This is a genomic window from Sphingomonas sp. MS122 (assembly GCF_049532975.1).
Classification (GTDB): Bacteria; Pseudomonadota; Alphaproteobacteria; order Sphingomonadales; family Sphingomonadaceae; genus Sphingomonas.
In genome coordinates this window covers 1,572,306-1,591,999 of record NZ_CP186695.1, presented here as the reverse complement: position 1 = coordinate 1,591,999, position 19,694 = coordinate 1,572,306, and the positions used below count along the sequence as shown (strand labels likewise).

Sequence of the window (19,694 nt, the reverse complement as noted above, 5' to 3'; positions counted from 1 at the left end):
AAGGATCGACGGTCCGGGAAAGCCGAAGGCGCAATACCGGGGTCAGGCGTCCCGTCCGATCGCAGCGAATGCCGTCGCATGTACCGCTTGCCCGCGCACCCCGCACGGCACTTTCCCCTCCTGCAACGCCAGCGCCATCAGATAGTCGCCGGCATAGGGCGAGACGAAACCGCGCGCGAGATCGGCGGCATAGCCGAAGCGGCCATAATAAGCCGGGTCGCCGAGCACGAAGCTCAGCGCATAGCCGGCGTCGGCAAGATGCTGGTGGCCCGCGGCGATCAACGCCTCGGCCACGCCCTGACGGCGATAAGCGGCCTCGACCGCGACCGGTGCCAGCGCAACGGTCGCGACGGGCTGGTCATTCACCCGCACGTCCATGCGGCTGAACGCGACCATCCCCGCGAGCGCGCCGGTCTCCTCGTCGTCCGCCACCAACGTCAGCACCATGTCGCCGTCGATGCACAGCCGCTGCACCAGCAGCGCCTCGTCCGGCGCCGGAAAGCTGCGCCGCAGCAGCGCGTCGATCGCCGCCACGTCGCCGCCGGTCGCCGGGCGGATCGCGATGGTCACGCCAGCGCCCGATCAGGCAAGCGCGATATCCGGCGCATCTTCGGCCTTCATGCCTACGACATGATAGCCGGCGTCGACATGGTGCGTCTCGCCGGTGGTGCCGCTCGACAGGTCGGACAGGAAATAGAGGCCTGCGCCACCGACGTCCTCGATGGTCACGTTGCGCTTCAGGGGTGAGTTGAGCTCGTTCCACTTGAGGATCAGGCGGAAATCGCCGATGCCCGACGCCGCCAGCGTCTTGATCGGCCCGGCGCTGATCGCATTGACGCGGATATTCTGCCGACCGAGATCGACCGCGAGATACTGGACGCTTGTCTCCAGCGCCGCCTTGGCCACGCCCATCACATTATAGTGCGGGATCACCTTCTCGGCGCCGTAATAGCTCAGCGTCAGCAGCGAGCCGCCCTCGGGCATCATCGCCGACGCGCGTTTCGCCACCGCGACGAACGAATAGACGCTGATGTTCATCGTCATCAGGAAGTTGTCGAGGCTGGTGTCGACATAGCCGCCGCGCAGCTCGTTCTTGTCGGAGAAGCCGATCGCGTGGACGACGAAGTCGATCGTCGGCCAGCGCGCCGCGAGCGTCCCGAACGCGGCGTCGAGCGCGGCCATGTCGCTGACGTCGCAGTCGATCAGGAAATCGCTGCCGAGTTCCTCGGCCAGCGGGCGCACGCGCTTCTCCAGCGCCTCGCCCTGGTAGCTGAACGCCAGCTCGGCGCCGTGCTCGCGCAGCTTCTTCGCAATCCCCCAGGCGAGCGAGCGGTCGTTGGCGAGGCCCATGATCAGCCCGCGCTTCCCCTGCATCAATCCGGTCACGTGTTACCCTCCGGTCTTTTCCTGCCGTCCCTCTAGATCGTTTTCCGGCGTTTCCGCCAGCGCCGCATTCAGTTCCGCGCCGATAACGACCCCAAACCCGATCAGGAAGAAGAAGATAAGCGCCACCATCACCCCCGCAAGGCTGCCATAGGTGAGGCCGTAGCCGCCGAATGCACCGATCACATGCGGCAGCGCGGCGGTGCACCCCATCCACCAGATGGTGACGAACAGCGGCCCGGGCCACTTGGGACATTTCGACTGGCGGTAGCGCGCCGGCGTCAGCGTGTAGAACAGGATGTAGAGCGCGCCGTAGAGCGCGATCGCCGGCGCGATCTTGGTCACCGACACGATCCGTGCGGCATCGGACGCGAAGGGCAGCACGCGCCAGATGAACTGCTCGGCACCGATCAGCAGCACCTGAAAGCTGAACGCCATCATCGCCAGGATCACCGATCCGATCACCATCCCGATCGCGCCGAGCTTCAAGCGCCAGAAGGGCGTGCCCGACTGCACGCCATAGGCCTGGCGCAGGATCGCGCGCACCGTCTCGATGAAGCCCGAGGTCGTCCACAGACCGACCAGCGCGCCGAGCCACAGCAGCGAGCCCGAGCGCGCCTCGAGCACCTCGAGGATCGCCGGGCGGAGCAGCGCACCGACTTCGGGCGGCACGGTCTGCAGGAACGCGGCGACCGCCTGCAGCCCGTCCCCCGTCCGGCCCACCAGCCGGGCGATCGCGGTGGCGACGATGAAGAAGGGGAAGAGCGTGACAAGGCTCAAATAGGCGAGATTGCCGGCATGGGTGAACCCATCGGTATAGGCGCCGACCACCACGCGCTTGACCACTTCGATCACTCGGTCGGTGACGCCGAGATCCGACAGATGCTTGTGGAACCCCCGGCGGCGAGCCTCGGGCGATTCGGGGGAGATCGGCTCGGTCACGCGGTCTCAGACGCCCAGCCGGGCGCGCGGGTTCCCCCCACTCTCCCAGCCGCTCACGAACTCCGTGAGCTTGGCATCGTCCGTCGGAATCTCGATCATCAGCGTCACCAGCAGATCGCCCCGCCCGGTCTTGCCGTGAAAGCCGCGGCCCTTGAGGCGCAACGTCTTGCCCGAGCTCGATCCCGCGGGGACCTTGAGGTTCACCGCGCCTTCCGGCGTCGGCACGCGCACCGACGCGCCCTCGACCGCTTCCTTGAGCGTCACCGGCAGGTCGAGCCGGATATGGTCGCCATCGCGGGTATAGAAACGATGTGGCTCGATCTCGATCGTGACGATCGCGTCGCCGTTGCCGCCGGGCCCAGGATCGCCCTTGCCGCCAAGCCGCATCTGCGTGCCGGTCTCGACGCCCTTGGGCAGCTTGAGATCGATCGTGCCGCCTTCGCGCAGCTGGATGCGCTGCGGCTTCAGGGCCGCGGCATCCTCGAACGGCACGCGCAGACGATAGGCGACATTGGCGCCCTTGGCCGGCGGCGGGCGCCGTCCGAAGCCACTCGCGAAACCACCGCCGCCCTGCTGCCCGCCCATGCCGCCACGGCCACCGAACAGCCCTTCGAGGATATCCTCGAACCCGCTGTCGCCGCCGCCGCCGAAGTCGAACTGCGCGCCGCCGGGGCGGAAGCCGCCCTGCGCGCGGCCGCCGCCAAAGCCAGCGCCGAAGGGCGAGGCCGGGTTGCCCTCGGCATCGATCTCGCCGCGGTCGAAGCGCGCGCGCTTGTCCTTGTCCATCAACAGGTCATAGGCCTGCGTCACCGTGCTGAAGCGCTCGGCGGCCTTGGGGTTGTCCTTGTTGCGGTCGGGATGCAGCTCCTTGGCGAGCTTGCGATACGCCTTCTTGATCTCGTCCTCGCTGGCCCCGCGCGAGACTCCCAAGGTTGCGTAAGGATCGGCCACGTGTTTCCCCGAGTTGATGTTCTGGCGTATTAGCCCGCTACATCGGCCCCTGACGTCGCGGTTGCAAGGCCGGAAGCCGCATCGTCAAGCGGCTCGACATCCACCGAAACCCGCATGTTCTGCGCGCCATAGCCGAGGATGATGCCATCGATCGGCGCGATGTCGGCATAGTCCCGCCCGATCGCGACGATGACGTGATCATTGGCCATCCAGATGCCGTTGGTGGGATCGAACCCGACCCAGCCGCGCTTCGGCCCGCACCATATCAGCACCCAGGCATGTGTCGCATCCGCCCCCACCAACCGCGGCTTGCCCGGCGGCGGCAGCGTGCGCAGATAGCCCGAGGCATAGGCGGCGGGGAGCCCGGCAGCGCGCAGGCCCGAGATCATGATCTGCGCGAAATCCTGGCAGACACCACCACGCTTGAGGAATGCTTCGTGCGGCGGCGTGTCGACCAGGGTCGCTGCCGGATCGAAGTCGAATTCGCGCTGGATACGCTGCGCCAGCGCGATCCCCGCCTCGAGCGCGCCGCGTCGGGGATCGAGATCCTCGGCGCACCAGGCGGCGATCTCGGGATCGAGCGGGATCAGCGGCGAGGGGAACATGTACGCGGCGGGACTCGCGGGACCCGCGTCGCGGCTGTCGCGCGCCAGCGCCGCGACCTCGGCCAGGGTGGGATCATCCGGCGCGGGCTCGGGCACCGGGCGGTCGACGCTGATCCGGCAGCGGCTCTCGATCGCCAGACTGCTGGCCGCCTGCTCGATCACCAGCCGCACGACATTGGCGAGCCCCGCCTCGGCGCGCGCGGGCGAGGTGCGTCCGCCCGGCTCGACGCTGAGGTCATAGTCGTGCAGCTGCTGTCCCGACCAGTGGATCGGCTTCAGGCGCAGGTTGCAGCGCGCGAAGCCGACGGGCTCGGCATAGTCGAAACGCGTCACGTGCCGGATCGAATAGAGCATCAGGCGAGGACAAGCCCGGCGGCGCGCAACGGTTCCGACCCCTGCAGGAAATAGCGCCGCGCGATCGCGTCGGAGAGCGCGGCCAGCCGGTTGGCGATCTCGGCGAGCTTGCCCTCGTCGAGGGCGGCCGCCTGGGTGATCGCGACGATCGCGGTGAGCTCCGCCGCCTGCGCCTGCTGCGGCTCGGCGAGACCGTCGTCGGACAGCACCGGAAGCTTGGCGAGATGGTCGCAGATCGCCGCGACCTGATAGGCGATACCGCGCGGATTGCCGGGATCGAGCGCGACCAGATCGAGCACCGGCACCCGCGCGATGCCGGTGAGGTAGCGCTGGCGATAGCTGATCTGGCTGTCGGCGAGATCGAGCAGGGTCGAGAGATCGTCGCTCGTCGCTTGCGCATGGCCGAAGGCGCGGATCGCCCGGATCGCGGCCATCGCGCGTTCGACTCGCCGCCCCAGATCGTGGAATCGCCACGCGTCGGTCCGTCCGAGATGCTCGGCGCCGAGTCCGGCCAGCGCATAGTAACGCCGCTGCAGCGACCCCGCCCGGTCGAGCGCGCCGCCCTTCGTCGGAAAGGGCGCGTCGAGCAGCCTGATCATGTCGGCGGACAGCCGGTCGCGGCTCACCGCGCCGATACCGCGCGCCTGGCGGTTGATCGCGCGCACGCTGTACCAGCCCTCGGTCGCCTCCATGGCCATGCGCGAAAAATGGTTGAGATCGGCGCGGCGGAAGCTCGCCGGGGCGGGCGCCGCCCCCTTCTCCACCACCAGATCGACCAGCTGACGTACCGTCTCGACCGAGAGTGCGGCGCCGGTGTCGGCGCTGATCGAATGGCCCAGCAACGAGCGGATCACCCCGAGCAGCGCCTCGCCGCGCTCGAGATAGCGGCCGAGCCAGAAGAGATTGTCAGCAACGCGGCTGGGCAGTGTCCCCGGATTGCGGCGCAACTGGGTGGTATCGTCCGACGGAAGCAGCGTCACCGGGGTCACCGCGTCCGGGCCATGGACGATGACATCGGCCGACCAGCTGCCTTCGCCCATCACCGCGGCGCGCTCGTCGGCATGCTCGCCGATCTGCGCGAACCCGCCCGGCAGCACATGCCACCCGCCATCGGCCCGCCGCGCCGCGAAGACGCGCAGCGTGAAGGGCCGCGCCGCCAGGCCGCCCTCGCCGACCACCGGCATGGTCGAGAGCCGCACCACCTCGCGCCCGACATAGTCCTGCGGCCGCCGCTCGAAATCGGCGAGCAGCGCAGCGCGCTGGTCGGCGGGCATGTCGGAACCGAGCACGGCCACGCCGTCGCCGAGCACGTTGGTCGCGACGCCGAAGGCGGGCGCGATCAGCATATTGTCGAGATCGCCCGCCACCTCGGCGCGTTCGCGTTCCTGCCCGCACCACCAGGTCGCGATGTTGGCGAGCTTCATCTGCTCGCCGGTGAGCCGCGTACACAGGCGCGGCAGGAAGGCAGCGTAGGCGGGCGCCTCGAGCATGCCCGCGCCGGGCGAATTGGTCACCACCACCTCGCCCGCCGCCATCGCGTCGACCAGTCCGGGCACGCCGATCCCCGAATGCGAATCGAAGGCGAGCGGATCGATCATGCGCGGATCGACGCGATGCCACAGCGCGTCGACACGCTTGAGACCGGCGATGGTGCGCAGATAGACGCGGTCGTCGAGCACGGCGAGGTCGCCGCCCTCGACCAGCGGGAAGCCGAGATAGCGCGCAAGATGCGCCTGTTCGGCATAGCTAGGGTTGAACCGCCCCGGGGTGAGCAGCCCGATCCGCGGCTCGGCACGGACGCAGCGCACGGCCAGCCCGTCGCGGAAGGCGGCGAAGAAGGGCGCGTGCCGTTCGATGTTGAGCCGGGTCTGCAGTCCCCCGAGCAGCCGCGACATGGCGAGGCGATTCTCGAGCGCATAGCCTGCCCCCACCGGCCCGCGCAGCTGATCGGACAGCACCCGCCATTCGCCGGACGGGCCGCGGCAGAGATCGACCGCGACGAAATTCAGATGATAGCCGCCGGGCGGCGCCAGCCCCGCCATCGGGCGCAGGAAATAGGGGCTGCCGGTGACCAGCGCGGCGGGAAGATAGCCGCCCGCAACCAGCTTCTGCTCGCCATAGCAATCGGCGAGCACGGCTTCGAGCAGATCGGCGCGCTGCGCGACGCCCGTGGCGATCGCGTCCCATTCGCGCTTGCCGATCAGCAGCGGGATGGGCGAGAGAGGCCAGCGGCGCTCCTCCACCTCGCCGGCGATGCGGAAGCCGGTGCCGATATCCTCGGCATGGCGCTGCGCCCGCTCGCGCGCATTGACGAGATCGTCGCCCGAGCGCCCAGCGAGCTCCTCGAACAGCGCGTTCCATGCCGGATCGTCGAGCCCGGCGGCATAGAGGACGTCGGTCGCGGGGGTCGCGGCGCGGTAGTCGGCCACCCACCGCGCGGCGATGGTGGCCGCATCGAACAGGGATGTCGCCGCTGCGCTCGCCAAAATAATTGCCCTTTCCGCCGCGCCTTGTGACCGCAATGATATGGCGGCGCAACAAAGTTGGTGTTTATTGTCCCCTGCGAAAGCGGGGTCCAGAGCCGCGCACGCAACCGCGAGAAACTCCAGGCTCCTGCTTTCGCAGGCGCACGGGCGATCAGATGTCGGGCAGCACCTGATCAGCTTGTCCCCAACCCTTGAGCGCGCGGCCATTGGCGCGCTCGACCAGTTCGGCCGCATCCTTGACGCTGAAGCGCTGCGGCGTCGCGATGTTGCGCAGCTCGCTCCAGTTGATCGGCGCGGAGACCGGTGCGCCGGGCCGCGCGCGCGCGACATAGGGCAGCACGGCGGTCGCACCACGCTGGTTGCGCAGATAGTCGAGGAAGATCTTGCCCTTGCGGTTGGCTTTCTTGAGGTTGGCGGTGAAACGGTCGGGCTCGGCCTCCGCCAGCGCGCGCGCGAACCGCTCGGCGAACGACCTGACCGCCGGCCACTCCGCCTGGGGGCGCAGGGGTACCACGACATGGAGCCCCTTGCCGCCCGACAGCATCGGCCATGTCGTGAGGCCGATATCGGCGAGGTGGCGCTTCAGGTCGTCGGCGGCCTTCTTCACATTCTCGAAGTCGAGCCCCTCGTCAGGGTCGAGATCGAACACGATGCGGTCGGGCTTCTCGATGTCCGCGACCAGGCTGCCCCAGCCGTGAAACTCGATCGTGCCCATCTGCACGCAGGTCAGCAGGCCTTCGGCATCGTCGACATAGAGATAGGGTTCGACCGACCCGTCCTTCTCGCGCACGTCGACATGGTGGACATGCTCGCCGAAGCTGCCCGCATCGTGCTTCTGGAAGAAGCAATGCTTGGCGCGTCCCTGCGGACAGCGCACCAGGCTGATCGGGCGGTTGGCGAGCCACGGCAGCAGCACCGGCGACACGGCGGCGTAGAAGTCGGCGAGATCGCCCTTGGTGATCCTGGCATCGGGGAAGATCACGCGGTCGCGGTTGCTGATCCTGACGTCGATTTCGGGTGCATCGGGCATGGCTGCCACCTCCTCCATCCCGACCTGGTCCGCCGGCTTATCCTCGCGCAGGCCGAGGAAACTCGCATGGCGCACGACATTGTCGGCGGTGAACTCGGCGAAGGCAATCTCGGCGACGAGCCTGGGGGTCACCCAATGCGCGCCCCGCGCCGCCTCGCGCGGGACGTCCACGGGCGCGGACTTGCGCGCGAGGCGGTCGAGCTTGTCGCGCAGCGAATGGCTGGTCTCGGTATCGAAGCCGGTGCCGACCTTGCCCGCATAGCGCAGCTTGCCGTCCTCGTGCAGCCCGAGCAGCAGCGCGCGGAAGCCGCGGCCTTTGGCGCTGCTCTGCGTCCAGCCGACGATCACGAACTCCTGCCGCCGCGTGCATTTGGTCTTGAGCCAGGCCTTGGTGCGGCGGCCGCGATAGGGCGTGTCGGCGCGCTTCGAGACGACGCCCTCATGGCCTGCCTGGCACATCGCGTCGTAGAGCTTCTCCCCCGCGCCGATCACATGCTCGGAAAAGAGGATGCGCGCATCGGCGCCCGCAATCAGCGCGCGCAGCCGCTCCTTGCGCTGCACCTGGGGCAGCTTGGCGACATCCTCGCCGTCGAGCTCGAGCAGGTCGAAGGCGAAATAGGTGAGACCCTCGCCGCCGTTCGAGATCGCTTCCTGCAGCGTCGAGAAGTCGGTCTTGCCGTCCTTGAACGCCACCACCTCGCCGTCGATCAGCGCGGAGCCGGCGGGGATCGAGCGCGCGGCCTCGGCGACGCCCGGGAACTTGGCGGTCCAGTCGAGCCCGGTACGGGTGTAGAGCTTGGGTCCGCCCTTTCCGATCGCGATCAGCGTACGATAGCCGTCATATTTCATCTCGTGCAGCCAGCCGTTGCCGGCGGGCACGCTGTCGACCAGCGTGGCGAGCTGGGGCGGCTGGAATGCTGGCAATGCGACCGCGCGCCTGGGTGCGGCGCGGGCGGTCTTGGCCGTCCCGGTTTTCGTCCTGGCCTTCCTGCCCTCGGCGATCTCCTGCATCGTGCGGCCGGTCTTGACGCTGGTGAGGCCGGTCTCGACCAGCGCGTCGGTGGCCCCGGCCTGGTCGTCGTCGATCTTGCGCAGCAGCCAGTTCTCGTGGCGCTCCTTGCCGCGCGGGCGCAGCCGGATCAGCAGCCACTCGCCGTTCATCCGCTCGCCGCGCAGCATGAAGTGGAGATGCCCCTTCTCCAGGTCCTTGGCGCTCTTGCCTTCGACCGGCGCCCATTCGCCCTCGTCCCACAGCATCACCGTGCCGCCGCCATATTCGCCCTTGGGGATCGTGCCCTCGAAGCTGGCATAGGACATCGGATGATCCTCGGTGCGCACGGCGAGCCGCTTCTCGCCGGGGTCGAGGCTGGGCCCGCGAGTCACCGCCCAGCTCTTGAGCACGCCGTCCAGCTCCAGCCGGAAGTCCCAGTGCAGCCGGGACGCATCGTGCTTCTGGACGATGAACTTGCGCCCCTTGCCCGGCGCGATGCGGCCCTCGGGCTCGGCGGTCTTCGAAAAGTCCCGCATCGAGTTGTACTTGGCGAGCGGATCGGCGCCCTTAGCCTTCGCCATCGACGCGCTCCTCGTCCTCGCCGAACGTCTTGCGCTCGATCCAATGGAACACCGAGATCAGGATCACCGACGCGGCGGTGCCGATGACCGCAAGCGGATAGAGGCCCGCGCCAAACGCGATCCCGATCGCCGCCGCGAGCCAGATATGCGCGGCGGTGGTGAGGTTCTTGAACTCGCCCCGCGAGAAGACGATCAGCGCGCCGCCGATCACGCCGGCCATGGCCGCGGTCCCCTCGATCACGCGCAGCGGATCGGCCTGCGATTCGGTCCCGCCGAGCTGATAGTAGAGCGCGAGCGCCGAGAGGGTGATCAGTGCCGCGGCGAAGCACATGATCGCATGGGTGCGCAGCCCGGCGCCGTGCCCGCGCACCTCGCGGTCGATGCCCAGCAGCAGCCCGGCGAGCATCGCGCCGCCGAGCCGCAGCCACGGGTCCCAGCCGACCGCAGCGAAGCTCAAGGGCGGGTTGAGCTCCACCCGCTCAAGCCCGCTTGCGCGTCGCGGTCTTCTTCGCCGGCGCCTTGCGCGTGGTCGCCCGGGCGGCCGGTTTCTTGGCGGCCGAGACGCGCGAGCCGCCGCCGCCGGGCTTCTCCAGGCTCTTCTTGAGCGCCGCCATCAGGTCGACGACGTTCGAGCCACGCTTGCCGTCGCCCTCGTCCTTGTCCTCGATGATCAGGCGGTTCGACTTCTGCTTGCGCTTGCGGTCGATCAGCTTCTCGAGCGCCTCGACATAGCGGTTGTGGAATTCCCTGGGATCGAACTTGGCCGCCTTCTTCTCGATCAGCGATTCGGCGAGGCCGAGCAGCTCGGCATCGGGCTCGATATCGGGGATGTCGCGGAAATAGCCCTGCGCCTTGTTGACCTCGTCGGCATAGCGCAGCGTCTCCAGTACCATGCCGCGCCCGCAGGGTTTCAGACTCACGACATATTCGCGCCCGCGCATCGCGAGCTGGCCGAGGCCGACCTTGCGCGTGCGCTTCAGCGCCTCGCGCAACACCACGAACGCCTCTTCGGCGAGATCGTCGGCGGGGACCACGAAATAGGGCTTTTCGTAATAGAGCACGTCGATCTCGTCGGCCTCGACGAACTGGGTCAGCTCGAGCGTCTTCTTGGACTCGAGCTTGACCGCCTCGATCTCCTCCTGGTCGAGCAGGACATACTCGCCCTTCTCGTACTCGAAGCCCTTCATGATCTCGTCGGTGTCGACCGGGCCGATGCCGGGCACGACCTTCTCGTACTTGATCCGCTTGCCCGACGGCTCGTGCACCTGGTGGAAGGCGATCTGCGCGCCCGATTTGGTCGCCGAGTAGATCTCGACCGGGATCGAGACGAGCGCGAGGCGGATCTGCCCCTGCCAATAGGCTCGCGCGGCCATGTATCTGCTCCTCGTTGCGTGCCCGATTCAAAGCGCGAGCGCGCGAGTCGTTCCGCCGCACTTGGAGGATGACGGCGCGCGCGGCGCTGCTACAAACCGGCGATGACTCCGCAATTCGCACCGCTCGACTGGCTGGTGGTCGGGCTCTACGCCGCCGTGCTGCTGGCCGGCGGCTGGCTGTTCTCGCGCTTCAAGGCCGATGACGCGCGCGATTACTTCCTCGCCGGGCGCACGGTGCCGGCATGGCTCGCGGCGGTGTCGGTGCTGTCGGCGACGCAGTCCGCCGCGACCTTCCTCGGCGCGCCCGACCAGGGCTATCGCGGCGACTATGGCTATCTCGGCGCGGTGGTGGCGGCGATCCTGGCGGCGGTGTTCGTCGCCTATGTGCTGATCCCCCGCTTCTATGCGATGCGCGCGACCACGGTGTACGAGCTGCTCGAGGCGCGGTTCGACGCGCGCGCCAAGCAATGGGCGGGCGGGATGTTCCTGGTCGGCCGCGTGCTGGCGGGCGGCGCGCGCGTCTATCTCGCCGCGATCGCGATCGCGATGGTCGCGTTCGGAAGCATCGACGCGCAGGCGATCATCCTCTCGGCCGCGGCGGTGATGCTGGTGAGCTTCCTGTTCACCTTCCATGGCGGGCTCAAGTCGGTGATCTGGAACGACCTCCTCCAGTTCGTGATCTATGCCGGGTCGGCGGTGGCGGTGCTGGTGTTCCTGCGGCTGTCGATCCCGGCGAGCAACGCCGAGCTGATCGAGGCGCTGCGTATGACGCCGGAGGGGGTGAACAAGCTGCGGCTGTTCGATTTCTCGACCGACCTCTCGAAGCCGTTCACGGTGCTGACGATCTTCACCGGGCTGTTCCTGCTCAACACCGCCAATGCCGGGCTCGACCAGGATACCACGCAGCGGCTGCTCGCCAGCCCCGACGCGAGGACCGGCGCGCGCGGGCTGATCCTGTCGCAACTCGCCAGCGTGCCCTTGATCGCGATGTTCGTGACGATCGGCCTGCTGCTCTACGTCTTCTACAACCGCCCCGACCTGATGGGTGCCGAGAACCAGGCCGCGACCAGCTTTGCGGGCGAGAAGATCACGGTGTTCGTCCACTATATCCTGACGCAGGTGCCGCCGGGTTTGCGCGGCCTGGTGACGATCGGGGTCACCGCGGCGGCGGTCGCCACGACCAACTCGGCGCTCAACGCCATGTCGTCGGTGATGATCAGCGATTTCTACAAGCCCTGGCGCGAGCGGCGCGGCGCGGCGGAGGCCAAGCATTATGTCCGCGCCGGGCGCTGGGGCATGGGCATCGTCGCGCTGGCGATGTTCGGCATGGCGGTGCTGAGCTTCTACTGGCAGCGCCATACCGACATGCCGCTGCTCGAATTCGCACTGCAGGTGATGGTGTTCGCCTATGCCGGGCTGCTCGGCGTCTATTTCGTCGCGGTGTTCACGCGGCGCGGGAGCAGCGCTTCGGTGATCGCCGGGCTGGCGGCTGGATTCGCGACCGTGCTGCTGCTCCAGCCCTTCGTGCTCGGCCCGGCCGGGCTCGCCTTCCCGTACCAGCTGTGCATCGGGACGCTGATCTCGGCGCTGGTCGCCGCGATTCCGCGCGGAAAGGGCGTGGAAGGCGGCCCCGCGATCGCCTAGGGTCGCGCAAACCTGACCCGGAGTTGAGATGCTCACCAAGCTGCTTCGCCACGCCGCCACGATCGCGCTCCTGCTCGGCGCGCCCGACGCCCTGGCGCAGGATGCGGCGCCGGCCCCCGTGGCCAAGGACGCCGATCCGGCGCTGTGGGTGGTCAAGGACAAGGACACGACGATCTATCTGTTCGGCACCATCCATATCCTGAAGCCCGGTCTCACCTGGTTCGACGAGGCGGTGAAGAAGGCGTTCGATGCGAGCGGCGAGCTGGTGACCGAGATCGGCGGCACCCCCGATCCCGCCACCGCGCAGCAGCTGATCGTGAAGTACGGGGTCAATCCGACCGGGCCGACGCTCACGGAGAAGCTGCCCGAGGACAAGCGCGCAGCGTTCGCCAAGGCGGTCGCCGATCTCGGCCTGCCGCAGCCGGTGATCGATCGCTTCGATCCGTGGCTCGCTGGGGTGCAGATGACGATGCTCTCGCTCGTCCGGCTCGGCTACAACCCGCAGAGCGGGGTCGAGCAGGCGCTCGACGCCGCGGCCAAGGCTGCGGACAAGCCCGTCTCCGGGCTGGAATCGGTGGAGGAGCAGTTCAGTTTCTTCGACTCGCTGTCCGACGACGCGCAGGTCAAATTCCTGGTCGAGACGATCGACAAGCTGCCCGAGGCCGGACCGACGCTCGACAAGATGGTCGCCGAATGGGGCACAGGCGATGCCGACGGGCTCGCGGCGGTGATGAACGAAGGCTTCGAGGCATCGCCCGAGCTGGCGAAGAAGCTGCTGTCCGACCGCAATGCCCGCTGGGCCGAATGGATCGACACGCGGCTCGACAAGCCCGGCGTGGTGTTCGTCGCAGTCGGCGCGGGGCACCTCGCGGGGCCCGAGAGCGTCCAGGCCTATCTGGGCAAGCGCAAGATCAAGGCGAAGCGGATCAACTACTGAACCGGTACGGCCGGCGTGTCCGCCCAGTCCCCCTTGGGCAATCGCGCGGGATCGAGCACCACGTGCCGGATGCGCTTGCGATCCCAGGTATAGGTGATGTGCACGCGCCCGTCGCGCGCCTGGATCACCGCCGGATAGGCATAGCCCGCCCCCAGCAGCGCGCTTTCCAGCGTCAGCACCTTGCGCCAGGCCACGCCGTCGTCCGAAACCGCGACGTTGATCGGATAGCGCAGGCCCTTGCCCGCCCGTGCATGGCTGTGGGCGGTGTGGTTGTAGACCATGAGGTGCCGCCCGTCGGCGAGGGTGACCGCGTCGGTCCCCGAATTGGGATTGGGCAGGTCGATCGCCGAGAGCGGCGACCAGGTCCGGCCCTGGTCCTTCGACCAGCTCGCCGCGAGCACGCCCTCGCGCGTGCGTGCCACGGCCTGGAGCTGCCCGCCCTTGTTGAACAGGATGCTCGGTTGGATCGCGTCGATGCCCTCGGGCGAAGCGACCGGCGGGGTCGCCTGCCAGCTCTTCCCGCCATCGCTGCTGCGCTCGAAATGCAGCGACCAGCGGTTGCCTTCCCGCTCGGTGCTCGAGGGCGCGAGCCAGCTGCCGTCGGCCAGCTCGACCGGCTTGTTCTTGATCGGCCCGAGGATGCCGTCGGGCAGGCGGCGCGGCGTGCTCCACGTGCGGCCGTCATCGGTCGAGGTCGTCACCATGCCCCACCATTTGCTCGGGCTCGGACCGACCTTGTAGAACAGCGTCAGCGGGCCGTTCTTCGGCTGGAACAGCACGGGATTCCAGGTCGGGAGCCGCGGCCCGCCAGGCTGAATCCCGTTGGCGACACTTACCGCGGGCTGCCAGGCGCCGTCCCGGTAGCGCGCGATGTAGATCTCGACGTCGGGATTGCGCTCCCTTGTGCCGCCGAACCACGCCGCGAGGATCGTCCCCGCGCGCGTCTCGACGATCGTCGAGGCATGGACCTGGGGGTAAGGCGCGGTTTCGAAGGTGAAGCCGGCGCTCAGGACTGGCGCGGTCGGCTGGGTGGCCTGCCGCGGCGCCGCGGCGGCGAGCATTGGGAGAGCGAGGACGAGGGCGCACGTGGCGCGGAAAACTTGAGCCATATAGTCATACTAATGGCGAAGCACGCGCCGTCCAGCGCGTTCAGAAGACTCGTCAGAACAGAGCCGGCTGGCGTTCCGGACGAACCACGCGGCCATGCCCGCGCCGCCGCTCCAGCTCGACCTGCGCGGTGTAGCGGATGTCAGCGTCGCGATCCTGCAGGAAACCGTCGAGCGAATCGTCGTCGATCTCGCTCCATTCCTTGCCGCGGTCGGGGCCATAGCGGACACGCGGCAGCAGGCCGGGCAGCTTCGACCATTCGATCAGCTGCGCCACGCTCGCCTCGTTGAGCATGTCGCGCAAGTGATGTGCCGTCACATAGGCGTCGGGGAAGGCGCGGTGCGCGGGCAGGCCGCGTTCATGCTCCAGCCCCTCGGGCATGCGGAAATAGCGCAGCATCTGGTTGGAGAAGCCGGGACTGCCCGGCCATAGCCGCATCGCGCACTTCCAGGTGCAGATCCAGTCGGCGCCGCGAGTGAGCGCGGGGGTGCAGAACTGCTCCTCGAAGCTCGCACGGTGCGCGGCGAGCGCGATGCGCCGCGGCCAGGGATCGAGGACCGGGCGCGCGACATCGTGCCACCACGGCGCGTCCGCCACGTCCTGGTCGCGGATGTGGTGGATCGCCATGGTCAGCGGCGGGATCGGCCGGCCGGGATTGACCATCCGGTTGCCGCCCTCGCCCTGCAGCTCCCACCGCCCGTTCGAACCGAGCGCGACGTCCTGCCAGCCGATCTCGCACACGGCATGCGCCGGCGGCTTGTCGCCGGTGGTCTCGAGATCGATGACGCGGATGATCTGGGGCGTGGTGGCCATGGCAGCCTAAGTGGGAGGTGGTGCGCCGAAAAGCGAGTCGAAACGCGGATCAGGCGGGGGCGACTTCCGCCGTGGCGAAGGGCGAGAGCACCGTCCAGCCCAACGTGGCATAGAGCGCACGGCCTTCATCGGTCGCGACGAGCAGCTCGGGAACGGCGGAGTCCGCCTTGGCGTCACGCAACGCCGCCATTACCGCGCGGCCCAGGCCTTTGCGGCGATGGCCCGGATCGGTGATGATCCGGTCGTAGATGAAGACATCCGCCGCCTCGGCCACGGAGCCGCTGGCGGCGAGCTGACCGTCCGGCGCCAGAATCGCGACGCGGGTGACGCGGGCATCGCGCTGCAGTTGCAGCGCATAGCCTGCGGGCAGCGCAACCGGGGGCGGCGAAAACGCCGGTCCGCGCATGAAATAGCCTGGCTCCTTGAGCCGCCACCGAGACGGGAGCGCGGCGAGCAGGTCTTCGCCGTTGCCGCACAGCTTGAGGAAATAGCCCGGCGCGTCGAGCGTGCGCCCCAGCGCCGACAGGCCATCGCCGACCTGCGTGAATGCCCAGCGGCAGATTTCGATTTCACCCGCGGTATCGACCCGAAAGCCCCCATGATCCGCCACGGGCGCGGGCAGGCCGCGCGCGGCGGACCGCGCCGCGAGCCAGCCGAATAGCAGGGTCGGGCTCAATGCGCCGCTTGCGGCCCGCGCTTCAAGCCGCTCGCCTCGAGCTGCGCGTCGATCTGCGCGAGCAAGCGGTCGAGCGCCTCCTGGCTCCGCGCCTCGGCGCGCGCGACCAGCACGTCCTGCGTGTTCGAGGCGCGCAGCAGCCACCAGCCGTCGGGCGTGTTGACGCGCGCGCCGTCGGTGTCGTTGACGTCGGCGCCGGCCGCCTTGAGCCGTGCCAGCACTTCGTCGATCACCGCGAACTTGCGGCTCTCGTCGACTTGGAAGCGCATCTCGGGCGTGTTGACGAAGGCGGGCATGTTGCCGCGGATCTCCGTCAGCGACTTGCCGATCAGATGGACCGCATTGATCAGCTGGACCGCGGCATATTGGGCATCGTCGAATCCGTAATAGTCCTGCGCGAAGAAGATGTGGCCGCTCATCTCGCCGGCGAGCGGCGCGTGCGTCTCCTTCATCTTGGTCTTCACCAGGCTGTGGCCGGTCTTCCACATCAGCGGCTGCCCGCCAAGCTCCGCGACGCGGTCGAACAGCATCTGCGACGCCTTGACGTCGGCGATGATCGTCGCGCCGGGCTCTTTCCGGAGCACAGGTTCAGCCAGAATGGACAGAAGCTGATCGCCCCAGATCACCCGGCCTTCGCCGTCGATCGCGCCGATCCGGTCGCCGTCGCCGTCGAAGGCCAGTCCGAAATCGAGGTTCTTCTCGGCGACGAGGCGCCGCAGGTCCGCCAGATTCTTCTCTTCGGTGGGATCGGGGTGATGGTTCGGAAAATTGCCGTCCACATCGGTGAACAGCGTGTGATGCTCACCCGGCAGGAGTTCGACCAGCTTCTCGATCACCGGGCCGGCGGCACCGTTGCCGGTGTCCCAGCCGATGCGGAAGCTGCCGCCCGCATAGCCGGCGAAGAGGCGGCCGACATAATCGTCGAGGATGTCGGCGTCGGAGACCGAACCCTCGCCTTCCTCCCAATCGCCCGCCGCGGCAAGCTTGCCGATCTCCTGGATATCCTGGCCGAAAAACGGGCGGTGCTGAAACACCATCTTGAAGCCGTTGTAATCGCCGGGATTGTGGCTGCCGGTTATCTGTATGCCGCCATCCACTTCTAGGATCGCCTCGGCATAATAGAGCATCGGCGTCGGGCCCATGCCGGTGCGCACCACGTCGCAACCCGACGCGGTCAGCCCCTCGACCAGCGCAGCTTCCAGCTCGGGCGAGGATATGCGCCCGTCCCGACCGACCGCGACGCGATGCCCGCCCGCGCGGCGAAGCAACGTCGCGAAGCTGCGGCCGATCGCGCACGCGTCGGCCGGCCCCAGCGTCTTTCCGACGATGCCGCGAATATCATACTCGCGGAGCGAGGTCGGGTCGAAACGGTGCGTCATGATGCCTCCCGGAGGTTTCGGTAACCGCCCAATCCGCGAGCGGGACGGAAGTTTCAACCGTCCGATCTGCGAAGCAGCGTATCGCGTGCAGCATTCACCTGACGCGTCAGCTCGGGCGAGCCGCCACGGTCGGGATGGACGCTCGAAATCAGCCGGCGATGCGCGGCGCGGATCTCCTCGGGGCCGGCCTCCGCGCTGACGCCAAGCACGGCGCGTGCGTCCGCCTCGGGACCGGTAGGCGCGGGTGTTGGGGCCGGTGTCGGCGTGCCGGGCAGGGGGCGGCCCCAGCCGTGCCACATCCGCCAGCCGATCCAGCCGATCGCCAGCGCGACGAGCAGCTTCCAGATCATGCAAACACCGGCATGGTACTGGCGGTCTCGGGCAGAGCGAGCCCCGCCATCATCTCGCGCAGCTCCTGCCGCGCGGCGACATGCGCCAACCCCATCTCGCCGAACTCGCGCGCGTCGAGCATGGTCAGCCCCTTGGGGAACAGCTCGCGATAGATCACGCGTTCGCTGAGGCCGGGGATGACGCGGAAGCCGACTCGCTTGGCGAGCTGGTCGATCGCCTCCGACACGCGCTTCATGTTGCGCGCCTCGATATGCTGCATGCGGTTGCGCAGGACGACCCAGTCGATCGTCGCGCCGTCGGCTTTGGCGCGGCGCTTGCGCGAATCCCAGATCAGCTCGGAATAGAAGCTCGGCTGCGTCACGCGGAACGTGTCCGGGTCGACGTGGCCGATCAGGTCGAAATCGACGAAGCTGTCGTTCATCGGCGTCACCAGCGTATCGGCATTGGTGATCGCGATGCGCCCGAACTTGTCGTCGCGGCCGGGCGTGTCGACAATCAGGAAGTCCGACCCTTCGCTCAGCCGCTCGAGTAATTCGGCGAACAGCTCGTTGCTCTCGCCGTCATGCGTCTCGTAGCGCGGCGTCGGCAGCTCGCGCCCGGTGCGCTTGATCGTGGCGAGACGATTGTCGAGATAGCGGCCGAGCGTGCGCTGGCGATGATCGAGATCGAGGCAGCCGACGCGCGCGCCCCGCGCCGCCAGCGCGATCGCGGTGTGGACGGCGGTGGTGGACTTGCCCGTCCCGCCCTTCTCGTTGGCGAAGACGATTACATGCAATGGGTTCGACGCTTCCGCCAACGCTTAACTTCCTTGATTGATCACCGGGCCCGCCCCCCATAGAAGGCCGCGCTTCCGTCCATATCCAAGGCCGAATTCGCGTGCAAACCGTCCGTCAGCTTCCCGACCTCCGCGATGCCATTTCGGGATTCCGCGCCGCCGGAGAACGCGTCGCGTTCGTGCCGACGATGGGCGCGCTGCACGCCGGACACATGGCGCTGGTGGCCGAGGCGAAGCTGGCTGCGGCCCGAGTCGCGGTGTCGATCTTCGTCAATCCCAAGCAGTTCGGCCCGAACGAGGATCTCGCGCAATATCCGCGCAAGGAGCAGGCCGATTCGCGGATGCTCGCCGAGGCGGGGGTAGACCTGCTGTGGCTGCCCCCGGTCGAGGTGATGTATCCCGAGGGCCATTCGACCAATATCGCGGTATCGGGCGTGAGCGAGCCGCTCGACGGCGCCGCGCGGCCCGGGCATTTCGACGGCGTCGCGACGGTGGTCGCCAAGCTGTTCAACCAGGTGAAGCCCGACATCGCCTTGTTCGGCGAGAAGGATTTCCAGCAGCTCGCCGTGATCCGTCGCATGGTCGCCGATCTCGATTTCGACATCGAGGTGCGCGGCGTGCCGACCCAGCGCGACGATGACGGCCTCGCCCTCTCCTCGCGCAACGCCTATCTCGCGCCCGAGGATCGCGCCGCGGCGGTCGCGTTGCCGCGCGCGCTCGGGGTCGCGGCCAAGGCGATCGAGAAGGGCGACGTTGCCGGCAGCGCGCTCGACGCAGCCCGTGCGTCGCTCGAAGCGGCGGGCTTCACGGTCGATTATGTCGAGCTCGCCGATGCCGAAACGCTGGGCGCGCCGGTCGCCGGCAGGCCGCGCCGCCTGCTCGCCGCGGCCCGGATCGGCGGCACGCGCCTCATCGACAACATCGCGGTTGAGGGCGCATAAACAGCGTTAACGCTTTGGTTACCATGACTGCTCCACCCTGCGTCCCATGAGGATACAGGGCAAAAGTGGGGCAATATCATGGGCAACAGTCTCAAGAGCGCGCAGTTTCTGATCGACAGTCGGCTGGCCGACGCGGCGCGGGGGAGCGCCGAAGCGGCCTATGAGCTCGGCATGGTCTATTCGAGCGGCGCGGCCGGCATCGACGTCGACCTGATCGAAGCGCACAAATGGTTCAACATCGCCGCGCTCAAGGGCAATTCGCACGCGCCGTACATGCGCGCCGAGATCGCCGAGGACATGACCGCGCGCGAGATCATCGAGGCGCAGAAGCAGGCACGCTCCTGGCTCCAGCTGACGACGCTGCGCGCGGCCTGA

19 protein-coding genes are annotated in these 19,694 nt (G+C 68.2%); 4 read left to right on the top strand and 15 right to left on the bottom strand.

Features of this window, described 5'->3' with window-relative positions; all coding sequences use genetic code 11:
- Positions 1 to 42: 42 nt before the first annotated feature.
- The 9 genes from ACO227_RS07685 to ACO227_RS07645 form a co-directional block, all read right to left on the bottom strand.
- Positions 43 to 570 carry a GNAT family N-acetyltransferase gene (locus ACO227_RS07685; protein WP_423606609.1) on the bottom strand — a complete coding sequence of 176 codons (528 nt, stop codon included), beginning with the start codon at positions 568 to 570 and terminating at the stop codon, positions 43 to 45.
- A 12-nt stretch (positions 571 to 582) separates the two neighbouring features.
- Entirely contained in the window at positions 583 to 1,386 is an 804-nt protein-coding gene (gene fabI / locus ACO227_RS07680) for an enoyl-ACP reductase FabI (RefSeq protein ID WP_423606607.1), read from the bottom strand.
- 3 nt (positions 1,387 to 1,389) lie between these two features.
- Positions 1,390 to 2,325 (bottom strand): YihY/virulence factor BrkB family protein, encoded by a 936-nt coding sequence (locus ACO227_RS07675; RefSeq protein WP_423606605.1) that lies wholly within the window; start codon positions 2,323 to 2,325, stop codon positions 1,390 to 1,392.
- Between the two features lie 6 nt (positions 2,326 to 2,331).
- The gene (locus ACO227_RS07670; protein WP_423606603.1) at positions 2,332 to 3,276 is read right to left on the bottom strand and encodes a DnaJ C-terminal domain-containing protein; all 945 of its coding nucleotides are present in this window, start codon (positions 3,274 to 3,276) and stop codon (positions 2,332 to 2,334) included.
- A gap of 29 nt (positions 3,277 to 3,305) precedes the next feature.
- Complete coding sequence (locus ACO227_RS07665) at positions 3,306 to 4,235, bottom strand: transglutaminase family protein (RefSeq protein ID WP_423606601.1); 930 nt, start codon at positions 4,233 to 4,235, stop codon at positions 3,306 to 3,308.
- Positions 4,235 to 6,721 (bottom strand): circularly permuted type 2 ATP-grasp protein, encoded by a 2,487-nt coding sequence (locus ACO227_RS07660; RefSeq protein ID WP_423606599.1) that lies wholly within the window; start codon positions 6,719 to 6,721, stop codon positions 4,235 to 4,237. Before ACO227_RS07660 ends, ACO227_RS07665 begins: the two co-directional genes overlap by 1 nt.
- A gap of 151 nt (positions 6,722 to 6,872) precedes the next feature.
- Positions 6,873 to 9,323 carry a DNA ligase D gene (ligD, locus tag ACO227_RS07655; RefSeq protein WP_423606597.1) on the bottom strand — a complete coding sequence of 817 codons (2,451 nt, stop codon included), beginning with the start codon at positions 9,321 to 9,323 and terminating at the stop codon, positions 6,873 to 6,875.
- Positions 9,310 to 9,780, bottom strand: a complete 471-nt coding sequence (locus tag ACO227_RS07650; RefSeq protein ID WP_423606595.1) for an MgtC/SapB family protein — start codon at positions 9,778 to 9,780, stop codon at positions 9,310 to 9,312. The genes ligD and ACO227_RS07650 overlap by 14 nt, the downstream gene beginning before the upstream one ends.
- A gap of 22 nt (positions 9,781 to 9,802) precedes the next feature.
- A complete protein-coding gene (locus ACO227_RS07645) occupies positions 9,803 to 10,696 on the bottom strand; it encodes a Ku protein (RefSeq protein ID WP_423606593.1) in 894 nt (297 codons plus the stop codon).
- A 102-nt stretch (positions 10,697 to 10,798) separates the two neighbouring features.
- On the opposite strand from ACO227_RS07645, the gene ACO227_RS07640 reads away from it, so the two are divergent.
- On the top strand, positions 10,799 to 12,340 hold the full coding sequence (locus tag ACO227_RS07640; RefSeq protein WP_423606591.1) for a sodium:solute symporter family transporter: 1,542 nt from the start codon (positions 10,799 to 10,801) through the stop codon (positions 12,338 to 12,340).
- A gap of 28 nt (positions 12,341 to 12,368) precedes the next feature.
- Positions 12,369 to 13,277, top strand: a complete 909-nt coding sequence (locus ACO227_RS07635) for a TraB/GumN family protein (RefSeq protein ID WP_423606589.1) — start codon at positions 12,369 to 12,371, stop codon at positions 13,275 to 13,277.
- Here ACO227_RS07635 and ACO227_RS07630 read toward each other — a convergent pair.
- The 6 genes from ACO227_RS07630 to ACO227_RS07605 form a co-directional block, all read right to left on the bottom strand.
- Positions 13,271 to 14,338, bottom strand: coding sequence for a sialidase family protein (locus ACO227_RS07630; RefSeq protein WP_423606588.1), 1,068 nt, complete (start codon positions 14,336 to 14,338; stop codon positions 13,271 to 13,273). The two genes, ACO227_RS07635 and ACO227_RS07630, sit on opposite strands and share 7 nt — an antisense overlap.
- A 100-nt stretch (positions 14,339 to 14,438) precedes the next feature.
- A complete protein-coding gene (locus ACO227_RS07625; RefSeq protein WP_423606586.1) occupies positions 14,439 to 15,197 on the bottom strand; it encodes an exonuclease domain-containing protein in 759 nt (252 codons plus the stop codon).
- Positions 15,198 to 15,246: 49 nt separating this feature from the next.
- The gene (locus tag ACO227_RS07620) at positions 15,247 to 15,873 is read right to left on the bottom strand and encodes a GNAT family N-acetyltransferase (protein WP_423606584.1); all 627 of its coding nucleotides are present in this window, start codon (positions 15,871 to 15,873) and stop codon (positions 15,247 to 15,249) included.
- Positions 15,870 to 17,252 carry a phosphoglucomutase/phosphomannomutase PgmG gene (pgmG, locus tag ACO227_RS07615; protein ID WP_423606582.1) on the bottom strand — a complete coding sequence of 461 codons (1,383 nt, stop codon included), beginning with the start codon at positions 17,250 to 17,252 and terminating at the stop codon, positions 15,870 to 15,872. Before pgmG ends, ACO227_RS07620 begins: the two co-directional genes overlap by 4 nt.
- A 53-nt stretch (positions 17,253 to 17,305) precedes the next feature.
- A complete protein-coding gene (locus tag ACO227_RS07610; RefSeq protein ID WP_423606581.1) occupies positions 17,306 to 17,602 on the bottom strand; it encodes a J domain-containing protein in 297 nt (98 codons plus the stop codon).
- The gene (locus tag ACO227_RS07605) at positions 17,599 to 18,399 is read right to left on the bottom strand and encodes a division plane positioning ATPase MipZ (RefSeq protein ID WP_423606580.1); all 801 of its coding nucleotides are present in this window, start codon (positions 18,397 to 18,399) and stop codon (positions 17,599 to 17,601) included. The genes ACO227_RS07610 and ACO227_RS07605 overlap by 4 nt, the downstream gene beginning before the upstream one ends.
- An 80-nt stretch (positions 18,400 to 18,479) precedes the next feature.
- On the opposite strand from ACO227_RS07605, the gene panC reads away from it, so the two are divergent.
- Both panC and ACO227_RS07595 read left to right on the top strand, forming a co-directional pair.
- Positions 18,480 to 19,319 carry a pantoate--beta-alanine ligase gene (panC, locus tag ACO227_RS07600; RefSeq protein WP_423606578.1) on the top strand — a complete coding sequence of 280 codons (840 nt, stop codon included), beginning with the start codon at positions 18,480 to 18,482 and terminating at the stop codon, positions 19,317 to 19,319.
- Between the two features lie 78 nt (positions 19,320 to 19,397).
- Positions 19,398 to 19,694: a hypothetical protein gene (locus ACO227_RS07595; protein WP_423606576.1), complete on the top strand. Its 297-nt coding sequence runs from the start codon at positions 19,398 to 19,400 to the stop codon at positions 19,692 to 19,694.

What these genes read in the sequence shown, in the direction of transcription:
- ACO227_RS07665 (WP_423606601.1), bottom strand. Translation starts at nt 4,235, where the DNA reads ATGCTCTATTCGATCCGGCACGTGACGCGTTTCGACTATGCCGAGCCC.
- ligD (WP_423606597.1), bottom strand. Translation starts at nt 9,323, where the DNA reads ATGGCGAAGGCTAAGGGCGCCGATCCGCTCGCCAAGTACAACTCGATG.
- ACO227_RS07645 (WP_423606593.1), bottom strand. Translation starts at nt 10,696, where the DNA reads ATGGCCGCGCGAGCCTATTGGCAGGGGCAGATCCGCCTCGCGCTCGTC.
- ACO227_RS07640 (WP_423606591.1), top strand. Translation starts at nt 10,799, where the DNA reads ATGACTCCGCAATTCGCACCGCTCGACTGGCTGGTGGTCGGGCTCTAC.
- ACO227_RS07635 (WP_423606589.1), top strand. Translation starts at nt 12,369, where the DNA reads ATGCTCACCAAGCTGCTTCGCCACGCCGCCACGATCGCGCTCCTGCTC.
- ACO227_RS07630 (WP_423606588.1), bottom strand. Translation starts at nt 14,338, where the DNA reads ATGCTCGCCGCCGCGGCGCCGCGGCAGGCCACCCAGCCGACCGCGCCA.
- ACO227_RS07625 (WP_423606586.1), bottom strand. Translation starts at nt 15,197, where the DNA reads ATGGCCACCACGCCCCAGATCATCCGCGTCATCGATCTCGAGACCACC.
- pgmG (WP_423606582.1), bottom strand. Translation starts at nt 17,252, where the DNA reads ATGACGCACCGTTTCGACCCGACCTCGCTCCGCGAGTATGATATTCGC.
- ACO227_RS07610 (WP_423606581.1), bottom strand. Translation starts at nt 17,602, where the DNA reads ATGATCTGGAAGCTGCTCGTCGCGCTGGCGATCGGCTGGATCGGCTGG.
- ACO227_RS07595 (WP_423606576.1), top strand. Translation starts at nt 19,398, where the DNA reads ATGGGCAACAGTCTCAAGAGCGCGCAGTTTCTGATCGACAGTCGGCTG.